21 protein-coding genes are annotated in these 22,096 nt (G+C 37.9%); 3 read left to right on the top strand and 18 right to left on the bottom strand.

Going from position 1 to position 22,096, the window contains the following annotated elements; genetic code table 11:
* Positions 1–261: 261 nt before the first annotated feature.
* Positions 262–1,149, bottom strand: coding sequence for a nucleotidyltransferase-like protein (locus tag CD31_RS08985; RefSeq protein ID WP_036077012.1), 888 nt, complete (start codon positions 1,147–1,149; stop codon positions 262–264).
* A gap of 148 nt (positions 1,150–1,297) precedes the next feature.
* Here CD31_RS08985 and CD31_RS08980 point away from each other — a divergent pair, with 148 nt between their 5' ends.
* The gene (locus tag CD31_RS08980) at positions 1,298–1,651 is read left to right on the top strand and encodes a YgzB family protein (protein ID WP_036077010.1); all 354 of its coding nucleotides are present in this window, start codon (positions 1,298–1,300) and stop codon (positions 1,649–1,651) included.
* A gap of 22 nt (positions 1,652–1,673) precedes the next feature.
* Here the strand turns inward: CD31_RS08980 and perR are convergent, their stop codons facing one another.
* From perR to bcp, 3 genes are all read right to left on the bottom strand, one after another.
* Positions 1,674–2,117, bottom strand: coding sequence for a peroxide-responsive transcriptional repressor PerR (perR, locus tag CD31_RS08975; RefSeq protein WP_016994016.1), 444 nt, complete (start codon positions 2,115–2,117; stop codon positions 1,674–1,676).
* Positions 2,118–2,237: 120 nt separating this feature from the next.
* Complete coding sequence (locus CD31_RS08970) at positions 2,238–3,182, bottom strand: D-2-hydroxyacid dehydrogenase (protein WP_036077007.1); 945 nt, start codon at positions 3,180–3,182, stop codon at positions 2,238–2,240.
* On the bottom strand, positions 3,179–3,655 hold the full coding sequence (gene bcp, locus CD31_RS08965; protein WP_036077006.1) for a thioredoxin-dependent thiol peroxidase: 477 nt from the start codon (positions 3,653–3,655) through the stop codon (positions 3,179–3,181). Before bcp ends, CD31_RS08970 begins: the two co-directional genes overlap by 4 nt.
* A 129-nt stretch (positions 3,656–3,784) precedes the next feature.
* Between bcp and CD31_RS08960 the strand changes: the two genes are divergently transcribed.
* Complete coding sequence (locus CD31_RS08960; RefSeq protein WP_036077004.1) at positions 3,785–5,071, top strand: glutamate-1-semialdehyde 2,1-aminomutase; 1,287 nt, start codon at positions 3,785–3,787, stop codon at positions 5,069–5,071.
* Between the two features lie 135 nt (positions 5,072–5,206).
* On the top strand, positions 5,207–6,295 hold the full coding sequence (locus CD31_RS08955; protein ID WP_016994014.1) for an FUSC family protein: 1,089 nt from the start codon (positions 5,207–5,209) through the stop codon (positions 6,293–6,295).
* Between the two features lie 126 nt (positions 6,296–6,421).
* Here the strand turns inward: CD31_RS08955 and CD31_RS08950 are convergent, their stop codons facing one another.
* The 14 genes from CD31_RS08950 to CD31_RS08885 all read right to left on the bottom strand — a co-directional run bounded on the left by CD31_RS08950 (position 6,422) and on the right by CD31_RS08885 (position 21,874).
* Positions 6,422–7,456, bottom strand: a complete 1,035-nt coding sequence (locus CD31_RS08950; protein WP_036077001.1) for a toxic anion resistance protein — start codon at positions 7,454–7,456, stop codon at positions 6,422–6,424.
* A 22-nt stretch (positions 7,457–7,478) separates the two neighbouring features.
* Positions 7,479–9,110 carry a YceG family protein gene (locus tag CD31_RS08945; protein ID WP_036076999.1) on the bottom strand — a complete coding sequence of 544 codons (1,632 nt, stop codon included), beginning with the start codon at positions 9,108–9,110 and terminating at the stop codon, positions 7,479–7,481.
* Between the two features lie 96 nt (positions 9,111–9,206).
* Positions 9,207–10,019 carry an HAD family hydrolase gene (locus CD31_RS08940; RefSeq protein ID WP_036076996.1) on the bottom strand — a complete coding sequence of 271 codons (813 nt, stop codon included), beginning with the start codon at positions 10,017–10,019 and terminating at the stop codon, positions 9,207–9,209.
* Positions 10,020–10,030: 11 nt separating this feature from the next.
* Positions 10,031–11,131, bottom strand: coding sequence for a cysteine protease StiP family protein (locus CD31_RS08935; protein ID WP_036076994.1), 1,101 nt, complete (start codon positions 11,129–11,131; stop codon positions 10,031–10,033).
* Entirely contained in the window at positions 11,128–12,486 is a 1,359-nt protein-coding gene (locus CD31_RS08930) for a phosphoribosyltransferase family protein (protein WP_036076991.1), read from the bottom strand. The genes CD31_RS08935 and CD31_RS08930 overlap by 4 nt, the downstream gene beginning before the upstream one ends.
* Positions 12,467–13,660: an HpcH/HpaI aldolase/citrate lyase family protein gene (locus CD31_RS08925; RefSeq protein WP_036076989.1), complete on the bottom strand. Its 1,194-nt coding sequence runs from the start codon at positions 13,658–13,660 to the stop codon at positions 12,467–12,469. Before CD31_RS08925 ends, CD31_RS08930 begins: the two co-directional genes overlap by 20 nt.
* 334 nt (positions 13,661–13,994) lie before the next feature.
* Positions 13,995–14,570, bottom strand: coding sequence for a TerD family protein (locus CD31_RS08920; protein WP_016994007.1), 576 nt, complete (start codon positions 14,568–14,570; stop codon positions 13,995–13,997).
* Positions 14,571–14,604: 34 nt separating this feature from the next.
* Positions 14,605–15,186, bottom strand: a complete 582-nt coding sequence (locus tag CD31_RS08915) for a TerD family protein (RefSeq protein ID WP_016994006.1) — start codon at positions 15,184–15,186, stop codon at positions 14,605–14,607.
* Between the two features lie 30 nt (positions 15,187–15,216).
* The gene (locus CD31_RS08910) at positions 15,217–15,834 is read right to left on the bottom strand and encodes a TerD family protein (protein ID WP_016994005.1); all 618 of its coding nucleotides are present in this window, start codon (positions 15,832–15,834) and stop codon (positions 15,217–15,219) included.
* A gap of 280 nt (positions 15,835–16,114) precedes the next feature.
* Entirely contained in the window at positions 16,115–17,008 is an 894-nt protein-coding gene (gene nikC / locus CD31_RS08905; RefSeq protein WP_036076986.1) for a nickel transporter permease, read from the bottom strand.
* Between the two features lie 15 nt (positions 17,009–17,023).
* Positions 17,024–18,028 (bottom strand): ABC transporter permease, encoded by a 1,005-nt coding sequence (locus tag CD31_RS08900; RefSeq protein WP_004230491.1) that lies wholly within the window; start codon positions 18,026–18,028, stop codon positions 17,024–17,026.
* 230 nt (positions 18,029–18,258) lie between these two features.
* Positions 18,259–19,875 carry an ABC transporter substrate-binding protein gene (locus tag CD31_RS08895; RefSeq protein ID WP_036076983.1) on the bottom strand — a complete coding sequence of 539 codons (1,617 nt, stop codon included), beginning with the start codon at positions 19,873–19,875 and terminating at the stop codon, positions 18,259–18,261.
* A 30-nt stretch (positions 19,876–19,905) separates the two neighbouring features.
* Positions 19,906–20,886, bottom strand: a complete 981-nt coding sequence (locus tag CD31_RS08890) for an ABC transporter ATP-binding protein (protein ID WP_016995058.1) — start codon at positions 20,884–20,886, stop codon at positions 19,906–19,908.
* Positions 20,861–21,874, bottom strand: coding sequence for an ABC transporter ATP-binding protein (locus CD31_RS08885; protein WP_016995057.1), 1,014 nt, complete (start codon positions 21,872–21,874; stop codon positions 20,861–20,863). The genes CD31_RS08890 and CD31_RS08885 overlap by 26 nt, the downstream gene beginning before the upstream one ends.
* Positions 21,875–22,096: the final 222 nt, after the last annotated feature.

Raw genomic sequence — 22,096 nt, 5'->3', positions numbered from 1 at the left:
CTTTATTGATTACGTTTTGCTTGTTCAGTTTTCAAGGTTCATTTTTATTCAAGTCGTTTTTTCAGCGACTTCTTTATATTAACATCTTATTTAAAACATGTCAACAACTTTTTAAGAGAAGTTTTTTATGCTTTTTTCTTAGTTAATCGTTATGTCTTAGCGACAATTAATATAATACAATACTAAGATATTATTCGTCAACAACTTTTCTAAAAAAATATCGAGGTATTTTTAGATACCTCGATTACAAGCATACTACAGTCATTGCCCCATTTCTAGAGCATCTTTATTTACCTTGTAATGACGATGAAATATCCTTTCATTTTTCGCTGCAATTGGTTCAATTTGAATATAGCCTTTATCCACTAAATACTCCACAAACACTTCTAAATCCACTGAGTAATTCACGAGCTCATGATGATCATGTAATTCCTGAATGGTCCACATTTCTTTTGTTTGCATGACTTCTAGTATATGCTGTGCCCCATCTCGTGTACGAGAGTGGATTAAAAACTCACTTGCTAAAAACAACAATTCTAAGCGCTTTTCTATTGGCTCATTACTTGTCACTAGCTCTTCATACAGCTTATAGATGGCTGGCTCAATTTTTTTCACCTGAGCCCAAACAGTTACTTCAGGATACAGGCCACTATCGATAATAGATAAACGACCTAAATGATGTAGGGAATCCACAACGTGATTATAAGCATCCAAGTAACTTCCTTTATCGAAGTATTCTTTCCCTTCCAAATAGCGACGAATTAACTTTGAAAATTGAATACCTGTTTTAATTTTACGTCCGCTATACGGAAATTCCTGCAATTCTATTTTTAATTTATGCAGAAATTCATTCCGATCAAATAATACTCTACCGAAGAATATCCAATCGACGACCTTCCGATTTGAACCAATGAGTAACCATTTTCGAATTAATTTTTCCGTAACAGTATGTAGAGCGATTTTATTTCCTTCATATAAGTAATGTTTTGAAAAGACTGGTTGCTCTGCTTCTTTTACGATAATAAGTAAAACCGTATCAAATGTATCTGTAACGTTACTTTGTTCTTCACGCTTTTCCACTAAAATTACGCCTAATGTATTCGACTGACTCGCACGTTCTTGATAGATTGGACGAAGTACTTGCTCCATGTTCAGCCCTCCTTTATTCATATAGGTTCTTTATTCCGTTAAAAATTCGACATACTCTAAAAGTATTCCTTCTTTCATTCAGTTCAAAGCTAAAATACTTTGTCCTTATATGTTATAGTAGATTTTAGATTGGGAGGCAAGATGAAATATGAAACCTTATAAAAGTAAAATTAATAAAATTCGTTCATTCGCACTAGCACTAATCTTTTTTGGTTTTATTGTCATGTACGGAGGCATTTTCTTTAAAAATAGCCCGATATTAGTTTTAATTTTCATGTCACTAGGTGTTCTTTGTATTATCGGTAGTACAGTTGTATACGCTTGGATCGGATTACTGTCAACAAGAGCTGTTCAAGTTGAGTGTCCAAATTGCCATAAGCATACAAAGGTTTTAGGACGAGTAGATATGTGCATGTACTGCAATGAGCCATTAACACTTGATCCTACTCTAGAAGGTAAAGAGTTCGATCAATCCTATAATAATAAAACAAAAAAATCCTAGCCCTTTCTAAGAGCTAGGATTTTTATTGTACTTTTGCAGTAGCAACTTTACATGTTGGACAAGTGCCGTATATCTCTAAGCGATGCGAATGCACATCAAAGCCTGTTACCTGTGATGCAAAATGCTCTATTTCGTCGAGTCCAGGATAATGGAAATCGACGATCTTACCACAGCATTCACAAATCATATGGTAATGATCGTTTGTCACGAAATCAAAGCGACTTGAAGCATCCCCGTAAGTTAGCTCTTTCACAAGACCTACTTCACGAAATACACGCAGGTTGTTATAAACAGTCGCTACACTCATATTAGGGAACTTGCCCTCAAGTGCTTTATAAATTTCATCGGCAGTAGGATGTGCCATTGATTGAATTAGATATTCCAAAATAGCATGACGCTGAGGAGTAATACGTACACCAGTTGTTTTCAACGTGTCCAGTGCATCTTGTAAATGCGTTGTAGACATCGTCATGCACCTCTTCCATAAGTATTATTAATTTATAATTGTTATAAATAGTGTATCCAATTCGTACTACTTCGTCAACAATCACACATTGCTTATCCTCAATAAATCAATGGCTGTTCCTTAATATCCTCTTGATAGATCCATAACATTTTCTAAATCAGTATCACCTTTTAGCCATTTTGTTAGGCTTGGCTTGAAGATTTCTAAGCTACGCTCGACATATCGAGAAGAATGACTGGATACATGGGGTGATACTATGACATTTGGTAATGTCCATAATGGATTGTCAGATGTCAGAGGCTCTTCTTCGAATACATCTAAAACTGCGTGTCCTATTTGCTTTGTTTCGATCGCTTGAATGAGTACCTTTTCATCCACTAAATTACCTCGACCAAAATTCATGAAGATCGCATTATTTTTCATCGCAGCAAAATGCTCTTCTTCTAATAAATGGGTCGTTTCTGTTGTTTTTGGTAATACAGAAATAACAATATCCGCTTGAGGTAGAGCCTCTTTTAATTGAGCAAAGCTAATCATCGTATTCATATAGGCCGCTTCTTTACCAGAGCGGTTACAGCCAATCGTCGTAACCCCAAAAGCTTGCAATAAACGCCCAACTTCCGAACCAATGGCACCCGGTCCCAAAATAAGTGCCGTACTATCTCGTAATTCCGTTTGTTGTGCTTTTTTCGACCATTCACTTTTCTTTTGCTGCTCATACATCCAAGGCAAAGCTCGTTTAATGGCTAAAATATGAGCAAGCATGGATTCAGCCATAGGCGTTTTATGAATGCCCCGAACATTTGAAACTAGAATGCCGCGTTCGATAATAGCCTGAGCCGGCATTTTTTCTATACCTGCCGATGCAACAAAAATCCATTTTAGCTTCGTCGCATATTGAATACTCTCTTCTGTTAAATCTTCACCATATGTAACTAAGACATCCGCTTGTTGAAGCTCTTCATTTGATAAGCTCTTTTCAAAGATAAATTCAACCTGTGGAAATTCTGCTAATAATGGCTCTCGTAAATCTGGTCTAGGTTCAAATGTAAAATAGATTCTCATTGTTTTGCCTCCTGTTCTGCTAAATAAGCGTAAACTTCTTCAATATGATTTTTTACTCGAACCTTGCGCCAAGCTTTTACAAGCTTCCCCTCAGTATCAATTAAAAACGTTGAACGCTCTATGCCCATATATTCACGTCCATACATTTTCTTTAAAGTCCATACATCATATGCTTCAGCAATAGCATGATCCTCATCCACTAATAATGAAAATGGCAAGCCATGCTTATCAATAAATTTTGCATGTTTTTTCTCGTTATCTGGACTAACACCAAGAACAACAGCATTTAAATGACTGAAGTCCTCAAACTTATCGCGAAAATCACATGCCTCTGTCGTACAGCCTGGTGTCATATCCTTTGGGTAAAAATATAAAATAACATTCTTCCCTTTAAAATCAGCTAAATGCACCATCTCGCCCTTTTCGTTCATTAGAGAAAAATCTGGCGCCTTTTGTCCTTCTAGTAAAGTCATACAATCTCCTCCTCTGTAGGTTCTATTTTACTCTAAGTAACAAATCAAGTCATATCCCTTAATTTCTTTGGATTTCTTACAGTGATAGGTCTACAATAGATTACGTATAAAAAGTTAGGAGGCAATTCTATGAATCATGCAAAATCTGAAGCAATACATGCAGAGGCTTTACAGCATATTGTTGGTGGTGTAAACAGCCCTTCTCGTTCATATAAAGCAGTAGGTGGCGGTTCTCCTGTAGCCATGGCGCGAGGAAAAGGTGCCTATTTTTGGGATGTAGATGGCAATCGCTATATCGACTACCTAGCAGCATATGGTCCAATCGTTACTGGTCATGGCCATCCACATATTGCAAAGGCCATAGCGCACGCAGCTGAAAATGGTACACTGTTTGGGACACCGACTGAATATGAAGTTACTTTTGCAAAAATGTTAAAGGAAGCCATCCCTTCGATGGATAAAGTACGCTTTAACAACTCTGGCACAGAAGCTGTTATGACAACGATTCGTGTGGCACGTGCCTATACAGGCCGTACAAAAATCATGAAATTTGCTGGCTGCTACCACGGGCACTTCGATTTAGTATTAGTGGCTGCTGGATCAGGTCCAGCAACATTAGGAACACCTGATTCAGCAGGTGTTACAACTTCGACTGCTGAAGAAGTTATTACTGTACCTTTTAATAACCCTGAAGCCTTTACAGAAGCCATGGATAAATGGGGCGAGGAGATTGCAGCTATTTTAATCGAGCCAATAGTAGGAAACTTCGGTATTGTTGAACCGAAGCCAGGTTTCCTTGAATTAGTACATGCTACAGCAAAGGAAAAAGGGGCCCTAACGATTTACGATGAAGTCATCACGGCCTTCCGCTTCCACTATGGTGGCGCTCAAAATTTACTTGGCCTAACACCTGATCTAACTGCACTTGGTAAAGTTATTGGTGGTGGTTTACCAATCGGTGCATATGGCGGACGCAAAGAGATTATGGATACTGTTGCACCACTCGGCCCAGCATACCAAGCGGGTACGATGGCTGGAAATCCTGCATCTATGCAAGCTGGTATTGCTTGCCTAGAAGTGCTACAAACACCAGGTATATATGAGGAAATGGATAGATTAGGCGCAATTTTAGAAGAAGGTATTTTAGCTGCCGCTAAAAAACATGGCGTAACCATCACGTTAAATCGTCTTAAAGGAGCGCTTACTATTTACTTTACAGATGTGAAGGTAGAAAACTATGAACAAGCTGAAAGCTCTGATGGTGAAATATTTGGACGCTTCTTTAAACACATGCTTGAGCAAGGTATTAATCTAGCTCCTTCTAAATATGAAGCATGGTTCTTAACAACTGAGCATACAGAAGCAGACATTCAGGAAACAATTAAAGCAGTAGATATTGCGTTTTCTCAATTGTAATCTTGACAAGAAAAAGGCGACTTGCAAGTAGAAGTCGCCTTTTTCTTATTCATCCATGCAAATCTATGTATTTTATGAGCACTTCCTTCTATAATGTAAAGAAGCTAAAAAATATTAGACAGAAAGGACATCTTTATGAAATTAGGTGCCCGTGTATTTAAAACTGGTGTAGCTATCGTATTTGCATTATTTATTGCAGAGTTGTTAAAACTACCTTCACCTGTTTTTGCTGGAATTGCAGCTATTTTTGCTATTCAGCCTTCTATTTATCGTTCTTACCAAACCATTGTGGAGCAAGTACAAGCGAATATTATAGGTGCGACAATTGCCGTCATTTTCGGCTTACTTTTTGGCCATCATGTCGTTGCCATTGGTATAGCCGTCATAATAGCTATTGGTTTAATGTTAAAGTTTAAACTCGAAAAATCACTTTCGCTAGCGTTGGTATCAGTTGTAGCTATTATGGAATTTCAAGGGGATGACTTTTTAACGTTTGGTTTGATACGCTTTGTTACGATATTAGTTGGGGTATTAGCAGCATTTGTCGTAAATCTTGTGTTCTTACCACCTAAATACGAGGTAAAACTATTTCGCAAAATTTATATTTTACAAGATGATATTATTCGTTGGACACGACTGGCTGTACGGCAAGCTTCTGAGCATACATCCACAAAAACAGCATTAAGTAAGTTTAAAAACCGTATGCTACGAGTGGATACGCTGTATGATTTTTATAAGGAAGAGCGTAATTACTTAAAAAATAAAAAATATGTGAAAGCACGCAAACTAGTAGTCTATCGTCAAATGATTTTAACTTCCAAGAAAAGCTTGGAATTGCTACAGCGTTTGCATAATCACGAAAATGAATTAGCTCAGCTCCCTACACAATTTCATTTAATGATTCAGGAGAGACTTGATTCCTTGTTAACATACCATGAGCAATTGCTCTTAAAATATACAGGAAAGCTAAAGCCTGAGCATTCGGAGTGGAGTAAAAGCATTGACTATGTCCAACGCAATGAGCTGATGGAAATTTTCATCAAGCAAATCAACTTTGCTCGTGAAGAGGGCGATACGGAGTTTTCTAGCTATCACCTACTCTATATATTATCGCGTATTTTAGATTATGAGGAAAACCTAGAACATCTTGATACACTCATTGTGTCCTACCAAAGCTATCATGGACATGAAATCAATGTAGAATTTGAAGAAGAATTCATTTAGCTAGCATTTTATGGCAACAGATTACCTTGATTCTAGGGGCTTTTGATCACCCTTTGAATGAAGAAAAGTCTGTTGCTTTTTCTATACAAAAAACCTCCAAGTAGTAATCTACTTAGAGGAAAGGAGCTAAGAACGTAATGTTAGCAGTTGTTGCTCTGCTTGTTGGCGTTTGACCGTTTGTTCATCACGTAATTGCTGATAATTGGCAATGCCTGATACAATAGTATCCCACATTTCTTCAAGAGTCTGGGTAGTGCTGGATTGTTGAGCCATGGCAGTACATAATTGCACCGCTTCCTTGCTAGCTCCCCCAAATTGCTTCATACGGTCTTCAAAGGCAGAGGCTGATTGACTTTGTAATTGTTGACGTCTTTCATTAACTGCATTCATCAAACCCATTTTAAAAACAGGAATGGTTTTAACAAAAGCCCCATTAATTTGTTCAATCAATTCACTGTTACCATTACGTAGCATATCGATTTGGGGAGCTGTGATAATAGCCACCATACGCGATTTTTCTAAATCATCTATTTTTTGCTGGAGCATCTCTGCAATAGCTTGCAAACGATTTAGCTCCATTTTCGCCAGCTGATTACCTGCTTCACTCTGTTTTTCATACATTGGAATCAATGTTGTTTGGACCTCATGAAGTTTCATATCAGTTGCTACGATATACTTTTCTAGCTCAAGATAGTACATGAGGTCCTCTTGATATAAGCGTGCAAGTACTCGATTATCCTTCGCTAATTCTTCTTCCATCAGCACAAATTGATAATGGATTTTCTCAATCTCTCTCCCCAGTCCATTGTATTTCGTAAATAAATCACCATCATTTTTGGTCTTACGTGCAAATAGCTTTTTAAAAAAGCCCTTTTGTTCTGTAAAATCTTGTTTGTCGAATGTTTGCATCAGGGCTTCAAGCTGCTTAAATAATTCATTTGATTCGAAAGTTGTTGACTGGGTGATGATTGCTAAAATTTGATCTGCAAATGTAGCTAATTTTGTAGCCGGCTCTTTTCCCAAAGCTAATAGCTCTAACTGATTTTTTATATCGATTTGATTGGCAATTTGCTTTACCTCTGCATGATCCCGTAACTGTTCTTTGAAGGCTTCTGCTGTTTCCAGCGTTAGCTGCTTCAGCGTCAACGAGTTATTTGACATTTGTGCCGCCTCCTTCCTATCATCAGAAAAAACGATTAAAGAGTTTTTTTATGATTTTGTCGGGTGCAGTTTTCTGTGGCTTTGGTTCTTCATAGTGCAAGTCAAATAGCATATGCTCTAAACGATGTACATCGTAACTATCTTCTCGTAAATGTTTTTCTAAATCTAGTTGTCCTGTCGGATTATAAAAAACAATATCCACACCAAATCGATTTAAAAAGGCCAATAATGCCATGTCCTCACGTGATAAAGCTGGTTGTTGAGGTGCTTGGAATAATACCAGCTTCGGTACCTCTTGTGAATAATCAAAGCTTTGTAGTAATCGCAGTACCTCCGGAGGAATCATCGTCATTTGTTTAAATAAAAATAACTGTAAATCATATAAGGACTCATTCAGCTGTTGTTTCAACATGGGCTGCTCACAGGAAGTTTTTATCGTATGTGCAATTGCACGCTGTAGCTCCAATGTTAATTCCCCATATTGCCACCAATCACTTTGCATAATACGCTCTACTGACAGCTCTCCATTTACTAGGCAATGCTTATAGTGAAAGTGGAAATTGGCTCTGCTCGTTGATGCATAGGGGAATTTCTGGACAAAAACAGTTTGCGGATTTGCTAATAACTGATGCATATAATGCCAGTATTCTTCACGTTGGCTCGAAACCCCACTAATTTTTGCAAATATGACTGGTATGACAACCTCATCTCCAACCACTTCAAACTGCGGTCGAACCAAAGCTTTCTCTTTTGCATAAATAAAAATATCGTCATATGTCATCCGTAATGTTAAGGAGCGTGGCATAAAATCTTTAAACTGCCAAGGCTTATAGACACCTGATTGCTGATCATGCATTAATTGTTCAAAATGCTGACTCGATCGATATCCGACCGTTGCCTGTCGATCACGCAACTTATCAGGAAATGGCTGTAAAGCTGTTTGATTTGAATATGCATATGTGATGGAGAAAGAATCATTAGGATCAATCTCAGCAAATTCATCCGTTTTAGCTGGATGAAAAATTAATACGTCACAACCTAGCTCCATTAATAATAATAAGAAATAGCGCTGACTAAGTGTTGCTTCCCCGTACCAAACTACTTTAGGAAAATCATCTGTTGGTTTCATGGATTTTGTCCATAGAATCCAATGATTTTTTAACCATTTCACCATATCAATTAAAAAACGGCGAAAGTCATTTGCTAGCAAACCTAACGATTGCTGTTTTTGAAAGAGCTCTACTACTTTAATGGTTGCTAACTGTAGATGGCGATTCATTACACTATCATCATGTTTAGGAATTAATTGATAACCATACATCATTGCCACTAAACGATTAATAGATAGACCTTGTGGAGTTTGTTGATGCTGTGAAAGGATTGCTTGTATTGCCTGAAAGTCTTTTGGTTCAATATGTTTATTTAATTCTTCACTTAAAATATGGATGTTAGCGTTTTGTGACAATGTAAATAATGAATTGAAGTAATCATCTTCTTCGATTGGTACGCCCAATACACGTACAGCAATTCTACTAAAACTCACTTGTTGCTCTGTTTTTTCATAAAATGCACGATTCTTTGGTGAATCTTGAAACGCCTGTAGCCAATCATCAGGATGACGCTCCAACACTGATTTAATTGTGATTGTTTGCATACAAACGCACCTCCTAAAAATCATCCTCAGCCTATGTGGAAGCATTCATTTGTCATAGGGCGCCTCACCTAATGACAACAAAAAATATTTGAACTTTTATATGACCGTATGTTGTGATGCCATCTTTAAAACCGCTTCCAATAAATCTTTTGTAAATGCTTCGCCATAGAGAGGCGAGTAAGTTGTATTTTGTAAAACTTTTGGCTGTTTATCCTTTAAATCTCCATGATTTGGTGTAAAAGCTAAATCAGCCATTGCAAGCATGCCATAATCCATAATAGAATCACCTGCTGCGATATGCATATCGTATGTACAGAATTCCTTTATATATTCTATAGCCGCTTCCTTTGTCAGCGCCTTAGGCATAAAATACAATTTTTTCCCTTGTAATAGAACATACCAACCATGCACATCAAACTCTCGAATCATCGCTTGTAATTCATCGGATGGTAAAACGTTGATATCTACATGATGTACGTAAAAAAGCTCATCAATATACAAAGAACGTTGTAGCCATGTATCAGATTTAATCGTCTGAAAAAGCTTTAGCATATCCATACGAGGAATCGAAGAATCTTCAATGCGTCTAGATAATGTTTGTGTCCATTTTTCATATGGCTGACCCTTTTCTACTATTGTACCCCCATTGCTTGTAATTGCAAAAGCAGGGCATAAATCATGAATAAAATGGATTCTTTTATATTGATGTAATGCTCTTGTTGTAACAGGTACAAATAGAGCTTGTTGGTGCACCTGTTGCAATAGGGGTGCTGTTGCCTGCGTCATCATACTCATTGCAGTTTCAATCTTGTGTTCAACGACGATTGTCTCTGTAGCTGGCGGAAACATCTCCATCATGCGTTTAGAATAAATAAGGGTTCTATCTAAATCAGATGTAAATAATATCATCATATTCTCCTCTATAATTCTTTGATCAAACCACAACATGCATAGGACATATACGAATACTCTTCAACCAATACATTTTTTTCCTGTGCTAATAACAAAATATGTTTTAGCTCATCCATGTAATGTGGGTTAATTAAAATTTTCCAAGGTATCCTTCGCAGCAAAACTCTTGTCGTTTCCCCAACACCTGGCTTAATGAAATGAATATTATCAATACCAAAATCTCGTTGAATTGTTTGCACGGACTTCATGCCCTCCCAAGTAATCGGAGAGAATTCCTGCTCTTGAATTTGTAGCACAATTTTACTCTGTACTTGTTCAAAACATGTGACGATACGTTCTATGTACAGCTTGGAGACATCTACGGCCTCTAATTCTTTGTAGTATTTTGCACCATGAAAATCGTTTGCATCCATAAACTGCAAATTTAATACCGTTCTACTCACTAAACCAGATACAGTTGAATTTAAACAAGCAGAAGGTATTAAAAAATCCTCACGAGTTCCATAAATAGCGGCACAATGGCCAGGATCAGCCAAAACAGCTAAATTGGCGCTTAACTGTGCTTGATATTGTAAGTTAAACTTTTGGCAGGATTGAATTAATTCATTGGTAATTGCCCCTTTTCCTGTCCAACCATCAATAAATTGAAGACTTCCTAGAGGGTGCTGTGTCAAAATATAACGAATTGCCGTTTCATCAAAACCACGACCACGTAGTATAGAAATGGAGTAATGTGGAACATTCACATGATAACGTATGGCTATATACCGTTTGATTAAAATACCAATGGGTGTACCTGCACGAGCTAAACTCACAAGAATTAAATTTTCTAACCCTCTATTTTCAATGATTTGCTCTGCCACTACGCCAACTGCGATTGCTATTCTTTCTGCATAAGCATCTAGCGCTTTATAAAAAAGATTCATGTAGGTATCAGATGGTTGCTGCTCTACTGGCAGCATTTCCGAATAATGTATGCCCGATTGAATGAGCTGTTCACGTTTCTCATTATCCATTTCAAGGAATGCACTTCCAATATCACGCAATAAAAAAATAACGTCCTCTGGTGCATAACTCCCCATTTTATCTGGCTGCAAAGTCGATATCATCGTTCTCCCTCCAATTCATGCATACTAATTACGTATACTTTGGCTTTAGTGGCTTCTTGTAATGCCTTCACCACACGAGCAACTACCGCTTTACTTGCTATACGTTCCACAATGAAGAAAAGTTCCGTGTAAGACTGGCTTTGAAGATTATATAAATAATTAGTAACCCCGTTATTTTCTGGACTTTCAAAGGCTATTTTTTCGTTAATCGTATATCCCAAATCATCCGTACAATAGATTGGACTACGAGTAGTTGATTGAAAGTAAACATCATTTCCTAAATAAGAGGCAATTTGCATAGGAACATACATGAACTCACCCGTGCCAATAACAAGCGCTGGCCCGATTGTTCTTAGCTCTTGTAATTGCTTAGCGATAGCTTGTAACGATTTCTTTTGTGCAACATGCTGTTTTGAAGTGAGCAAAAACCTCCCTGTCGCTACTAGATAAGGCTGATTATTTACTAAACCATTCTCCGCAACAGATTGATAGAATTTGCGATCAACAGGCGCCTGAATTGGCCATAGTTCTATATCCTCTGTAGCCTGTGTTTGTAAATTTGGTTGCGTGCTTGTTAAGCTTGGCATACCTGAACAGCTAAAATTCCCACTCAAAATGGAGATGAATTCTATAGAGATATCCCATTGTACTTCTAATTGCTTAAAGATGGATTGCTGCTGTTTTGAACGCCAATCTAAAATAGATAGTACCGCATACTGTCTCACTAAAGGAAATTTCTGTCTTAATGTCTCAATAATATTAATGACCGTATTCCCCGTCGTAATCTCATCATCAATTAACACAATGCGCTTAGCTTGCAGTAAAAATTCTGGTTCCTCCGTATAAATTCTATGGCTTGTCGCATGTGAATGTTCTTCCTCAAACGTAACAAATGGCTCAAAATCAGGCAGCACTTCACGTGTTGTGTGGATATACATAGCATTCGAGTGAAAGGCATTAAATACTGCGTGTCCAAGTGCTGTTGCCGTCTCTGCAAAGCCAATAAATAATGTTTCATCCGTTAATTCTAGGGTTCCTTCTATGGATTTTTGTACTACATCCAAATTAGCCCCGTCTTTTAAAGCTTTTACGACAGACGAAGCCATTATCTTTTGTCCAGTAAGATGCTGCTGATACAGCATAGCTAAAAGAGTTCCTGTTAGTAAAGGGATTTGCGGACGGACAGCCAAATGTTTGCCTAGTACTGTGCTTACAAACAAAAATTGTCTTTTCTTATTAATCCGAGCCGCCATTTTAAATAAATTGGATAGCGCAAAATTATGTGGATTGTAGGTAATTTCAATATCTATTGAATAATTCGGTAAAATGCTTAATTTACTCATTTGTTGTTGCATATAGATTACCACCTATTTCAGACTGTAATAAAAGTGAGGCAAAATCGACAGATTCATGATAGACACCATAGACATGAGCCTGTTTTAAAATCCGCTGTGCCCATCTCATATGTGGCTTAATTTCATTCATTTTATTAGCATAGTGACTTTTCATAACACCTTTTTGTCCATCATTATTTTCTATAATACTTAGTGCATCTAAGTATTCCTCATACGAAATAGCATAGAGGGCATGCACAACACGGATATGGCTCGGATGAATAATAGTTTTTCCCACTATGCCGTTTTGTTTATCCATTAAAACTTCTTTCATTAATCCATCTAAACAATCGTCTAACAACGCTTTCCTTGTATCGAGCCCACCTTTCTCACTAAATGGTGTCACTCTAAGTGCGGGCTTTAATACACGTTGATTATTAAAATACTCCCACACAGGCCCTGAGATAATAAAACCATCTTCCTCACGACCTAAGATATTGACAATATCTGCAATACAATCTCGAATGACACTAATATCATAAATGGTAGAATCCATACGGCGGCGAATTCCGTAAATACCACAAAAATCAGTGGCACCTATTCGCACATTTAATACACGGGCTCTGTATTGATGTAGAACTGCTTTAATGTTTAATAATGCTTCTAAGCGAGATTCCTTATATAGTACCTCACGGCTCTCCAAAATCGGCATACCATATAAAATTAAATCATTTTCTAAAATGGTTTGTTCAAGCAGTTCAAAATAGCGTGCACCCTGTTCTGCTGTAAACTTTGGAAAGACATAGCCTGTTAATATTTCTTGCTTTTTCCCTAAAGCAGTCGTTAACTTTTGAAATTGCTCAACATGTCGGACTCGAACAAAAAGTAATGGGAGCTCCTGAAGCAATAGCTGTTTTTGCTGATAGAGTGCGTATAGTTCACTAATATCTTCTATCAGCTTAGCTTCACAATCTACTAACTCTGCATCTCCTACTGCATCCTCCAAATCAATGACGAGGGATGTGAGTTGCTTATATTTTTGTGATCGAATCAAGCTCACAATTGTAGGCATGGAAGCTGGCATGTACAATGTCGCACCTAGAGCATACGACAAAATATCTGGTGATTCCCATTTTGTAAATGGCTGTGGCTTCTTATAAAAAATCGTCTCTGCTTCTGTTGCAAAGTGTTGCATCTAATCCTCTCCCCAGTAACTATGCCTTTTGTGAAAAAGGCACTGTATCAGCCTGTTCCATACAGACCAATACAGTGCCTTGTTTACACTGCTGTTTTCTTCTTCAACTTGTAAATAACAAATGTCAATAAGAATGCAGCAATTAAAATAATAACGATAATTTCATGTGAAAGATGGTAGCCCGAAAAACTAGCAAATATTTTTAGTGCATTACGATTGGCGCCCTGATACTGAATCTATTAAAACAAGTCCACACATCTGCCAGTGAGCATATGTATTTAATACATCCAAACAAAATCAAGATCCTTCGTCATGTACCTATTTCTCAAACTAGTTACTGTAAGCCATATGCATTGATTAATGCAGCTAGTCCACCCTGGTAACCTGAGCCTACTGCAGCAAATTTCCACTCACCATTATGTCGGTACAGCTCGCAAAATACTACAGCCGTTTCAATACTGAAATCTTCGCCTAGATCGTACCGCAATACCTCTGATCCCGACTCTTCGTTCGTCAATCGTACATAGGCATTTAAAACTTGCCCGAAGTTTTGATGACGTCCCTCGGCATCGTAAATAGTAACCGTCACTACAATTTTTTCAATTTGAGGTGATACTTGCTTTAGGTTGACAAGAATTTTTTCATCATCCCCATCCCCTGCACCTGTACGATTATCTCCCGTATGGACAACAGACTGGTCTGGGCTCGCTAAATTATTATAGAAAATAAAGTCCTGTTCATTACGACATTTACCTGAAGCATCTAGTAAAAATACAGATGCATCCAGGTCAAAGTCTTGCCCACCGTCAAATTGCTTTACATCCCAGCCTAAACCAATGCCAATGCTATTTAAGCCTGGATCTTGCTTTGTTAAATCAATACGTTGCCCTTTACTTAATTGTATAGCCATTCAAAAATCTCCCTTTCTGTCCAAAGATGAAATTTTAGTTTACACTTAAGCCATAATCATTACATAAAGCAGCTAAGCCACCTTGATAGCCCGCACCAATCGCATTAAATTTCCATTCTCCGTTATGGCGATATAATTCCCCTACAACAATCGCTGTTTCGATACTGAAATCCTCGCCTAAATCATAGCGAATAATTTCTTCGTTGGAAGCAGCATTTATAATACGAATATAGGCATTAGACACCATACCGAAGTTCTGACTGCGAGACTCTGCATCATGGATTGTTACAGTGAAGGCTAGTCGCTGAACATGTGCAGGTACTTGAGTTAATGCCACTTTCACCACTTCATCGTCACCTTCGCCTACACCTGTTAAATTATCGCCTGAATGCTCAACTGAGCCATTGCCACCTGTAGTGTTGTTATAGAAAATAAAATCATTTTGATCTGCAACTTTGCCTGTATCAGCAAGTAAAAATACAGAGGAGTCTAAGTCAAAATCATGACCACCATCATATTTATTTGTATCCCAGCCTAAACCTACAACAACATTCGTTAATCCTGGATTTGTTTTAGTTAAATCTACCTTTTGACCTTTTTGTAGTGAAATGCCCATAATTTTTATTCCTCCTATTTAGTCAATTATTTATTGATATCTTCGAACAACGTCGCCAAGCTTTATGTCATTTGTTCCCGTACCAACCGCAGCAAATTTCCATTCATTATTATGACGGTAAATTTCTCCACATACTAACGTCGTTAAATTCGAATAATTATCAGTTAAATTATAGCGAATTAGTTCGCTTCCTGTCCTATCATCATACACACGAATATATGCATTTTGAATCATACCGAAGTGTTGATTGCGACCTGCCGCATCATAAATGTTTACAACAAACACAAGCTTGTTATATTGCGTAGGTACAGATGATAGCTCAATTGTAATTACCTCATCATCACCATCGCCGTCACCTGTTAAATTATCACCTGAATGTCGAACAGAACCGCAGCTACTTGTTAATTTCCCGAAATAAACAACATCGTCACCCGCAACAACCTTATCATCCTGTAACATCAATACCGAAGCATCACAGTCGATACTTCTGCCACTGCCACTATTTCTGCTGGAAAATAAACCACCTAAAAAGCCGCCACTTTTCTCTTGACCTACAGGGTCCCACCCTAAACCTACTTTTATTTTATTTAATCCTGCGTTACCCTTTGTTAAATCAACTCTTTGTCCTTTTTGTAAATTAATCCCCAATTTTAACACCCTCCTAAAATATGTATTTCAGTCGAAAGATTTTATGGTAAGCAATATAATCTACTAAGCTAAAAGATTTCTACTTAAATTAAGTCTAAAATAACGTGACAAAAAATTCAATTAATGGCTCCGAAAAGGTGTTTTCACTTATTTTAGAAAGCCCCTCACGCCTTTTTCTATAGCATAGAACGTTTTTGTAGTAAAAATGTTCCTTTTATATCCATTGGTCCAAGTAGCTAAAAAAACCTTCTAACTTGTAGAAGGTTATTGTTCCTATTTACTAACTTTTCATTTTTGGATCAAGTGCATCTCGTAGTCCATCACCCATTAGATTAAAGCCAAGAACTGTTAACATAATAGCTAAACCAGGGAAAATCATCGTCCACGGAGCATTTAATAAAAACTTACGTGCATCCGCTAGCATTTTCCCCCATTCTGGTGCTGGAGCTTGAGCCCCTAGCCCAAGGAAACCTAATGCTGCCGCTTCAATAATGGCTGTCGCAATTGCTAGTGTTCCCTGTACAATTATTGGGGTTATGGAATTCGGCAAAATATGTGAAAATAGAATTCGCGCATCACGCATACCAATTGCTTTTGCCGCTACTATATACTCTTCTTCCTTGACACTTAAAACTTTAGAACGGATTAAGCGCCCAAAATTCGGTACGTTAATAATAGCAATAGCGATTAATGCATTTTGTAAAGATGGACCTAACACTGACACTACTGCAATCGCTAGTAGCATACTAGGGAAAGCTAGCATAATATCAAAAATACGTGAAATTATCGTATCAACCCATTTACCATAATAACCTGCAATGATGCCAAGTAAACTACCAATTATCACGGACAAAATAACAGAGAAAAAGCCTACCCATAGCGAAATCCTTGCACCGTGAATGATCCTCGAAAAAATATCCCGTCCAAAATCATCCGTTCCAAACCAATGATCAGCGGATGGTGCCAGTAAACGCTTCGTTAAATCTTGTTCATTGATGCCCTGTGGTGCAATGAACGGACCAATGACAGCCAGTAAAATAAAAAATATAACAATTCCTGCTCCTACAAGGGATACTTTGCTCTTTTTAAAACTACGCCAGCCTTCGAGCCATGGGCCTACTGCCTTTTCTCGAACTGGTGCTGCTTCTTTTTTTATATCAATTGCTCCAGTCATCTTTGCAACTCCCTTCTATTTGTATTTAATACGTGGGTCGACTACTGTATACAGTAAATCCACGATTAAGTTAATCATGATGAAAATAAATGCAACGATTAGAATACCTGATTGAATCACAGGATAATCCCTGAAGCCAATCGCATCATAAATATAACGACCAATTCCTGGCCAACTAAAAATTGTCTCTGTTAAAATGGCCCCACCTAACAGTAATCCTGTTTGTAGACCAATTACCGTTAGCACAGGAATAACCGCATTCTTTAATGCATGTTTATAAACAACAATAAACATTTTTTGTCCTTTTGCTCTTGCAGTCCTCACATAATCTGAGCGCATAACTTCCAGCATGGAAGACCTTGTGATTCTGGCAATGATAGCCATTGGAATCGTTGCAAGTGCTACTCCTGGTAATATTAAGCGCTTTATGACTTCGATGAATTGATCAAAGCGGCCTTGAATGAGCGTATCCAATAAATAAAAATGGGTTATGGCGGTAATTGGATTTCGCACATCTTCTCGACCAGAAGTAGGCAGCCAACCAAGCTTACTACTAAATGTCCACTGCTCCATCAATCCAAGCCAGAACACGGGTACAGATACACCGATTAACGCTATAATCATTGCTGTATAATCAAACCAAGAATTTTGGAACCATGCAGAAATAATGCCCGCATTCACACCAATAACAATTGCAATAATCATCGCAAATAGTGCAAGTTCAGCCGTTGCTGCTAAGTATGGGAAAATTTCTTCTGATACAGGTAGTTTCGTACGTAGGGAAACCCCTAAATCTCCCTGAAAAATACCTGCTAAGTAACTAAAATATTGTGTATACCAGGGCTTATCTAATCCTAAACTTGCGTTTAACGCCTCGACCGCCTCTTTTGTTGCCTGTTGTCCTAAAATAACTTGTGCTGGATTTCCAGGAATTGCTCGTATCAACATAAAGACGATAAAAGTCATTCCAAGCAAAACTGGGATTAGTTGAAGTAAACGTCTCCCCATATAGTGAAGCATTTTCATCACCTCTCTATGATTTTCATAATCTACTGTGAAGTCTTTATATACTGTTGAAAGGTTGAGCCTTCACTAAACGGTTTTGAATGTTTAGTTGAGATCTTTCATACAGGAAATAATCATTATCTTTACTTGAAAAGAATCTGCGAGATTTCCACGGCTTACCCGCAGAAAAGCAAGCAGATTCTTCACATTACATTTCTTTGTTCAATTAAAAATGGTGAAATTTACTATTGAATATCTACTGCATCTAAACGGTCAGAGCCAGTAGGATGCGCAATATAATTCGTCACTTTCACATTAGCAGCTAAAATTGGAATAGAGTGAGCAAGTGGAACCCATGGAGCATCCTCAGAAATAATTACTTGAGCTTGCTTATAAAGTTCATTACGCTTGTCTTCATCGATCTCAGTTTGAGCAGCTGTTAAGATCTTGTGTAATTCTGGATTATCATAGAACGTATAGTTATTAGAGCCAATATTATCGCCGTCTAATAACGTGTATAGGAAGTTATCCGCATCCCCATTATCGCCTGTCCAGCCAAGTAGGAATGCATCTGCTTCACCATTTTGAGCTTTTTCTAAATACGTAGCCCATTCAAATGATACAATTTTAGATTTAATACCTACATCTTCTAAATTCTTTTGAATCGCTTCAGCAACTTTTTGTCCGTCTGGCATGTATGGACGTGGTACTGGCATTGCCCATAGCTCAATTTCCTTACCATCGTAGCCTGCTTCAGCAAGTAATGCTTTCGCTTTTTCAGGATCATACGTATAGCCTGTCACTTCATCGTTATAACCAGAAATTACTGGTGGCATTGGGTTTTTCGCTGGCTCAGCTAGCCCTTCATAAAACGCATCCACTAATGCTTGTTTATCAATTGCATAGTTGACTGCTTGACGCACTTTTACATTATCAAAAGGTGGACGTGTAACAGTTAAGCCAAGGTAACCAACGTTCATAGATGGACGTTCGATTAACTGTAAATTTGCATCGCCTTCGATTGTTGCTTTATCTGATGGGCTTAAGCCATCAGCTACATCAATATTGCCTGCTAATAAATCATTTAAACGTGCTGAGTTTTCCGGAATAGAACGATAAATTACTTTATCTAATTTAGGATAGCCATCAATATAGTAATCTGGGTTTTTCTCAATTGTGATTGAATCATTACGTACCCAGCTAACAAATTTGAATGGACCTGTTCCTACAGGATTTGCTGATAAACCTTCTTCATCTGCTTCAAATGCTGTTGGAGAAGCAATTGCAAATGGAGACATTGCTAAATTTTTCAAAAATGGCGCTTGAGGTTGACTTAACTTAAAGACAACTGTGTAGTCTCCCTCTGCAGTTACTGATTCAATTACTTGCTTGTCACCAACGACAAATTGCGAACTAAAGTATGGGTGTTTATCTGCCCCTGTTTTCCAACGTTCAATATTCTTAACAACAGCCTCAGCATTGAAATCTGTGCCATCATGGAATTTCACACCTTCTTGTAGCTGGAAAGTATACGTTAAACCATCCTCTGATGCCTCCCATGATTTGGCTAAGCCTGGTTGAATTGTTACATCTCGCTCTCCAAAGTTTACAAGTGTTTCATAAATATTAGCTGTCACCGTGAAGGATTCACCGTCTGTAACAACAGCAGGGTCAAGTGCTACAGAATCTCCACCACGACCATACACTAAAATTTTTGGTTCTCCACTGCTAGCTGTATCGCCACTAGTTGAAGTATCTTTACTACCCGTATCCTTCGTATCTGAGCCGCCACAAGCTGCTAAGATTGTCGAAAGAATAAGGAGTAGCATTACACCTAAAGTCCAAAACTTCTTTTTCTTCATCGAATTTCCCCCTATGAGTTTTTATATCATTTAATGTTGGAGTGCCTCATAAAGATGGCAAGCAACATAATGACCCGGTTTCACTTCTTGCATTTTAGGTACTACCTGTGAGCACTGATCCATTTTAAACGGACATCTCGTATGGAAAGTACAACCGCTTGGCGGGTTTGATGCACTTGGAATATCTCCAGAAATGATGATCTGCTCTCGTTCAAACGTAGGATCTGGAACAGGAACCGAAGATAAAAGTGCTTGTGTATATGGATGAAGCGGTTCAGCATATAAGTCCTCACTCGCTGTCAGTTCAACTAATTTACCTAAATACATAACGCCAACTCGATTACTAATATGACGCACAACCCCTAAATCATGGGAAATAAAAATATAAGTTAGCTTTAAATCCTTTTGCAGCTTTTGCAATAAATTTAAAACCTGTGCCTGGATGGATACATCAAGTGCCGATACTGGCTCGTCCGCAATAATTAAGCGTGGATTGGTCATCAAGGCTCTAGCAATGCCAATACGCTGCCTTTGCCCTCCACTAAATTGATGCGGATAACGCTTGATATGATATTCATTCAATCCAACAATCTCAAGCAGCTCCAACACTTTCTGTTTTCGCTCTTTGGCATTACCTATCCCATGAACAATAAGAGGCTCCTCTAAAATTTTGCCGATGTTATGGCGAGGATTTAGTGAGGCATAGGGATCCTGAAAAATCATTTGAATATCTCTACGTGCCTTCCTCATTTCGTTGTTGGATAATTCCGAAATCATTTTACCTGCGAATTCTATCTTACCCCCAGTGGGCTCCAGTAAACGCATTAATAAGCGACCCGTTGTGGACTTACCACAGCCTGATTCGCCAACAATTCCTAATGTTTCCCCTTCAAATACTTCAAAGGAAACATCATCTACGGCCTTTACATCCCCGGCATGTGAATTAAGGACTCCTTTTCGAATCGGAAAATATTTTTTTAACCCTTCAACCTTTAATAACGCTTTCGACACGTTGCTCCACCTCCTGCTTCTCTAGTAAAAAACATCTCGATTTATGATTCTCTGCTGCTTCAAATAAAGGTGGTGTTTCCTGCAAACAACGTTCCATTGCATATTCACAGCGTGCCGCAAAACGACAGCCTACCTGAATACTTCCTGGTTTCGGTACACTTCCAGGGATGGAGTATAAATTTTCCTTTTTATAACGCATGTCAGGTACTGATTGAATGAGTCCTTGTGTATAGGGATGTTTCGGATTTGTGAAAATTTCATGAATCGGTGCCTCTTCCACTATTTGTCCTGCATACATAACAATCACTCGCTCACAAGTTTCTGCGACAACCCCCAAATCATGTGTAATTAACAGCACAGCTGTATTCAATCGTTTATTTAAGTCTTTCATAAGCTGTAAAATTTGGGCTTGTATCGTAACATCCAATGCAGTTGTAGGCTCATCCGCAATTAATACTTGTGGATCACAGACAAGTGCCATAGCAATCATCACACGTTGACGCATTCCGCCAGACAGCTGATGTGGGTAGTCCTTTAGCAATTCCTCAGCACGTGGTAGACCCACCAATTTCATGATTTCAACCGCTCTTGCAAACGCTTCCTTTTTCGACCATTTTGGATTATGTATTAATATAGCCTCCTTTAACTGGTCACCAATCGTGAACAAAGGGTTTAGCGAAGTCATTGGCTCTTGGAAAATCATTGCAATGTCTTTTCCACGTATTTTTTGCATTTGTTTATCCGTATATTTAGCAATATTTTTGCCATCTAGCAAAATTTCTCCACCCGTTATTTTACCTGGTGGTGATGGAATTAATCCCATGATGGACAGCGACGTAACACTTTTACCACTTCCCGATTCTCCTACAATCCCTAAAATTTCTCCTTCATGGACAGAAAAATCGATATCGTCTACAGCAGGAATTTGCCCATTATCTGTGAAAAAGGTTGTTTTCAAACCTTTTATTTCTAGTAGTTTTTTCCTCATGTGTAACGCCCACCCTACCTATATTTTACTTAAATGTATAATAATATTAATAGAATACTATAACTTTCGTTAAATTCCTTATTTTCAGATAATTCTAACTAAAAATCCTTACTCTTTCAATCATTAATATTCTGCAAATTACATAGAATTTCTACAATAATCGCCTTCGATAATAATAAAATCTTATAAAGAGATAATTTTTTACATTTTTCAAAAAAAAAT

Origin of the sequence: Lysinibacillus boronitolerans JCM 21713 = 10a = NBRC 103108, from assembly GCF_000772935.1 — a bacterium.
GTDB lineage: Bacteria > Bacillota > Bacilli > Bacillales_A > Planococcaceae > Lysinibacillus > Lysinibacillus boronitolerans.
Note: the sequence above shows the minus strand (reverse complement) of the source record. Positions and strands in the feature narration are given on the sequence as shown.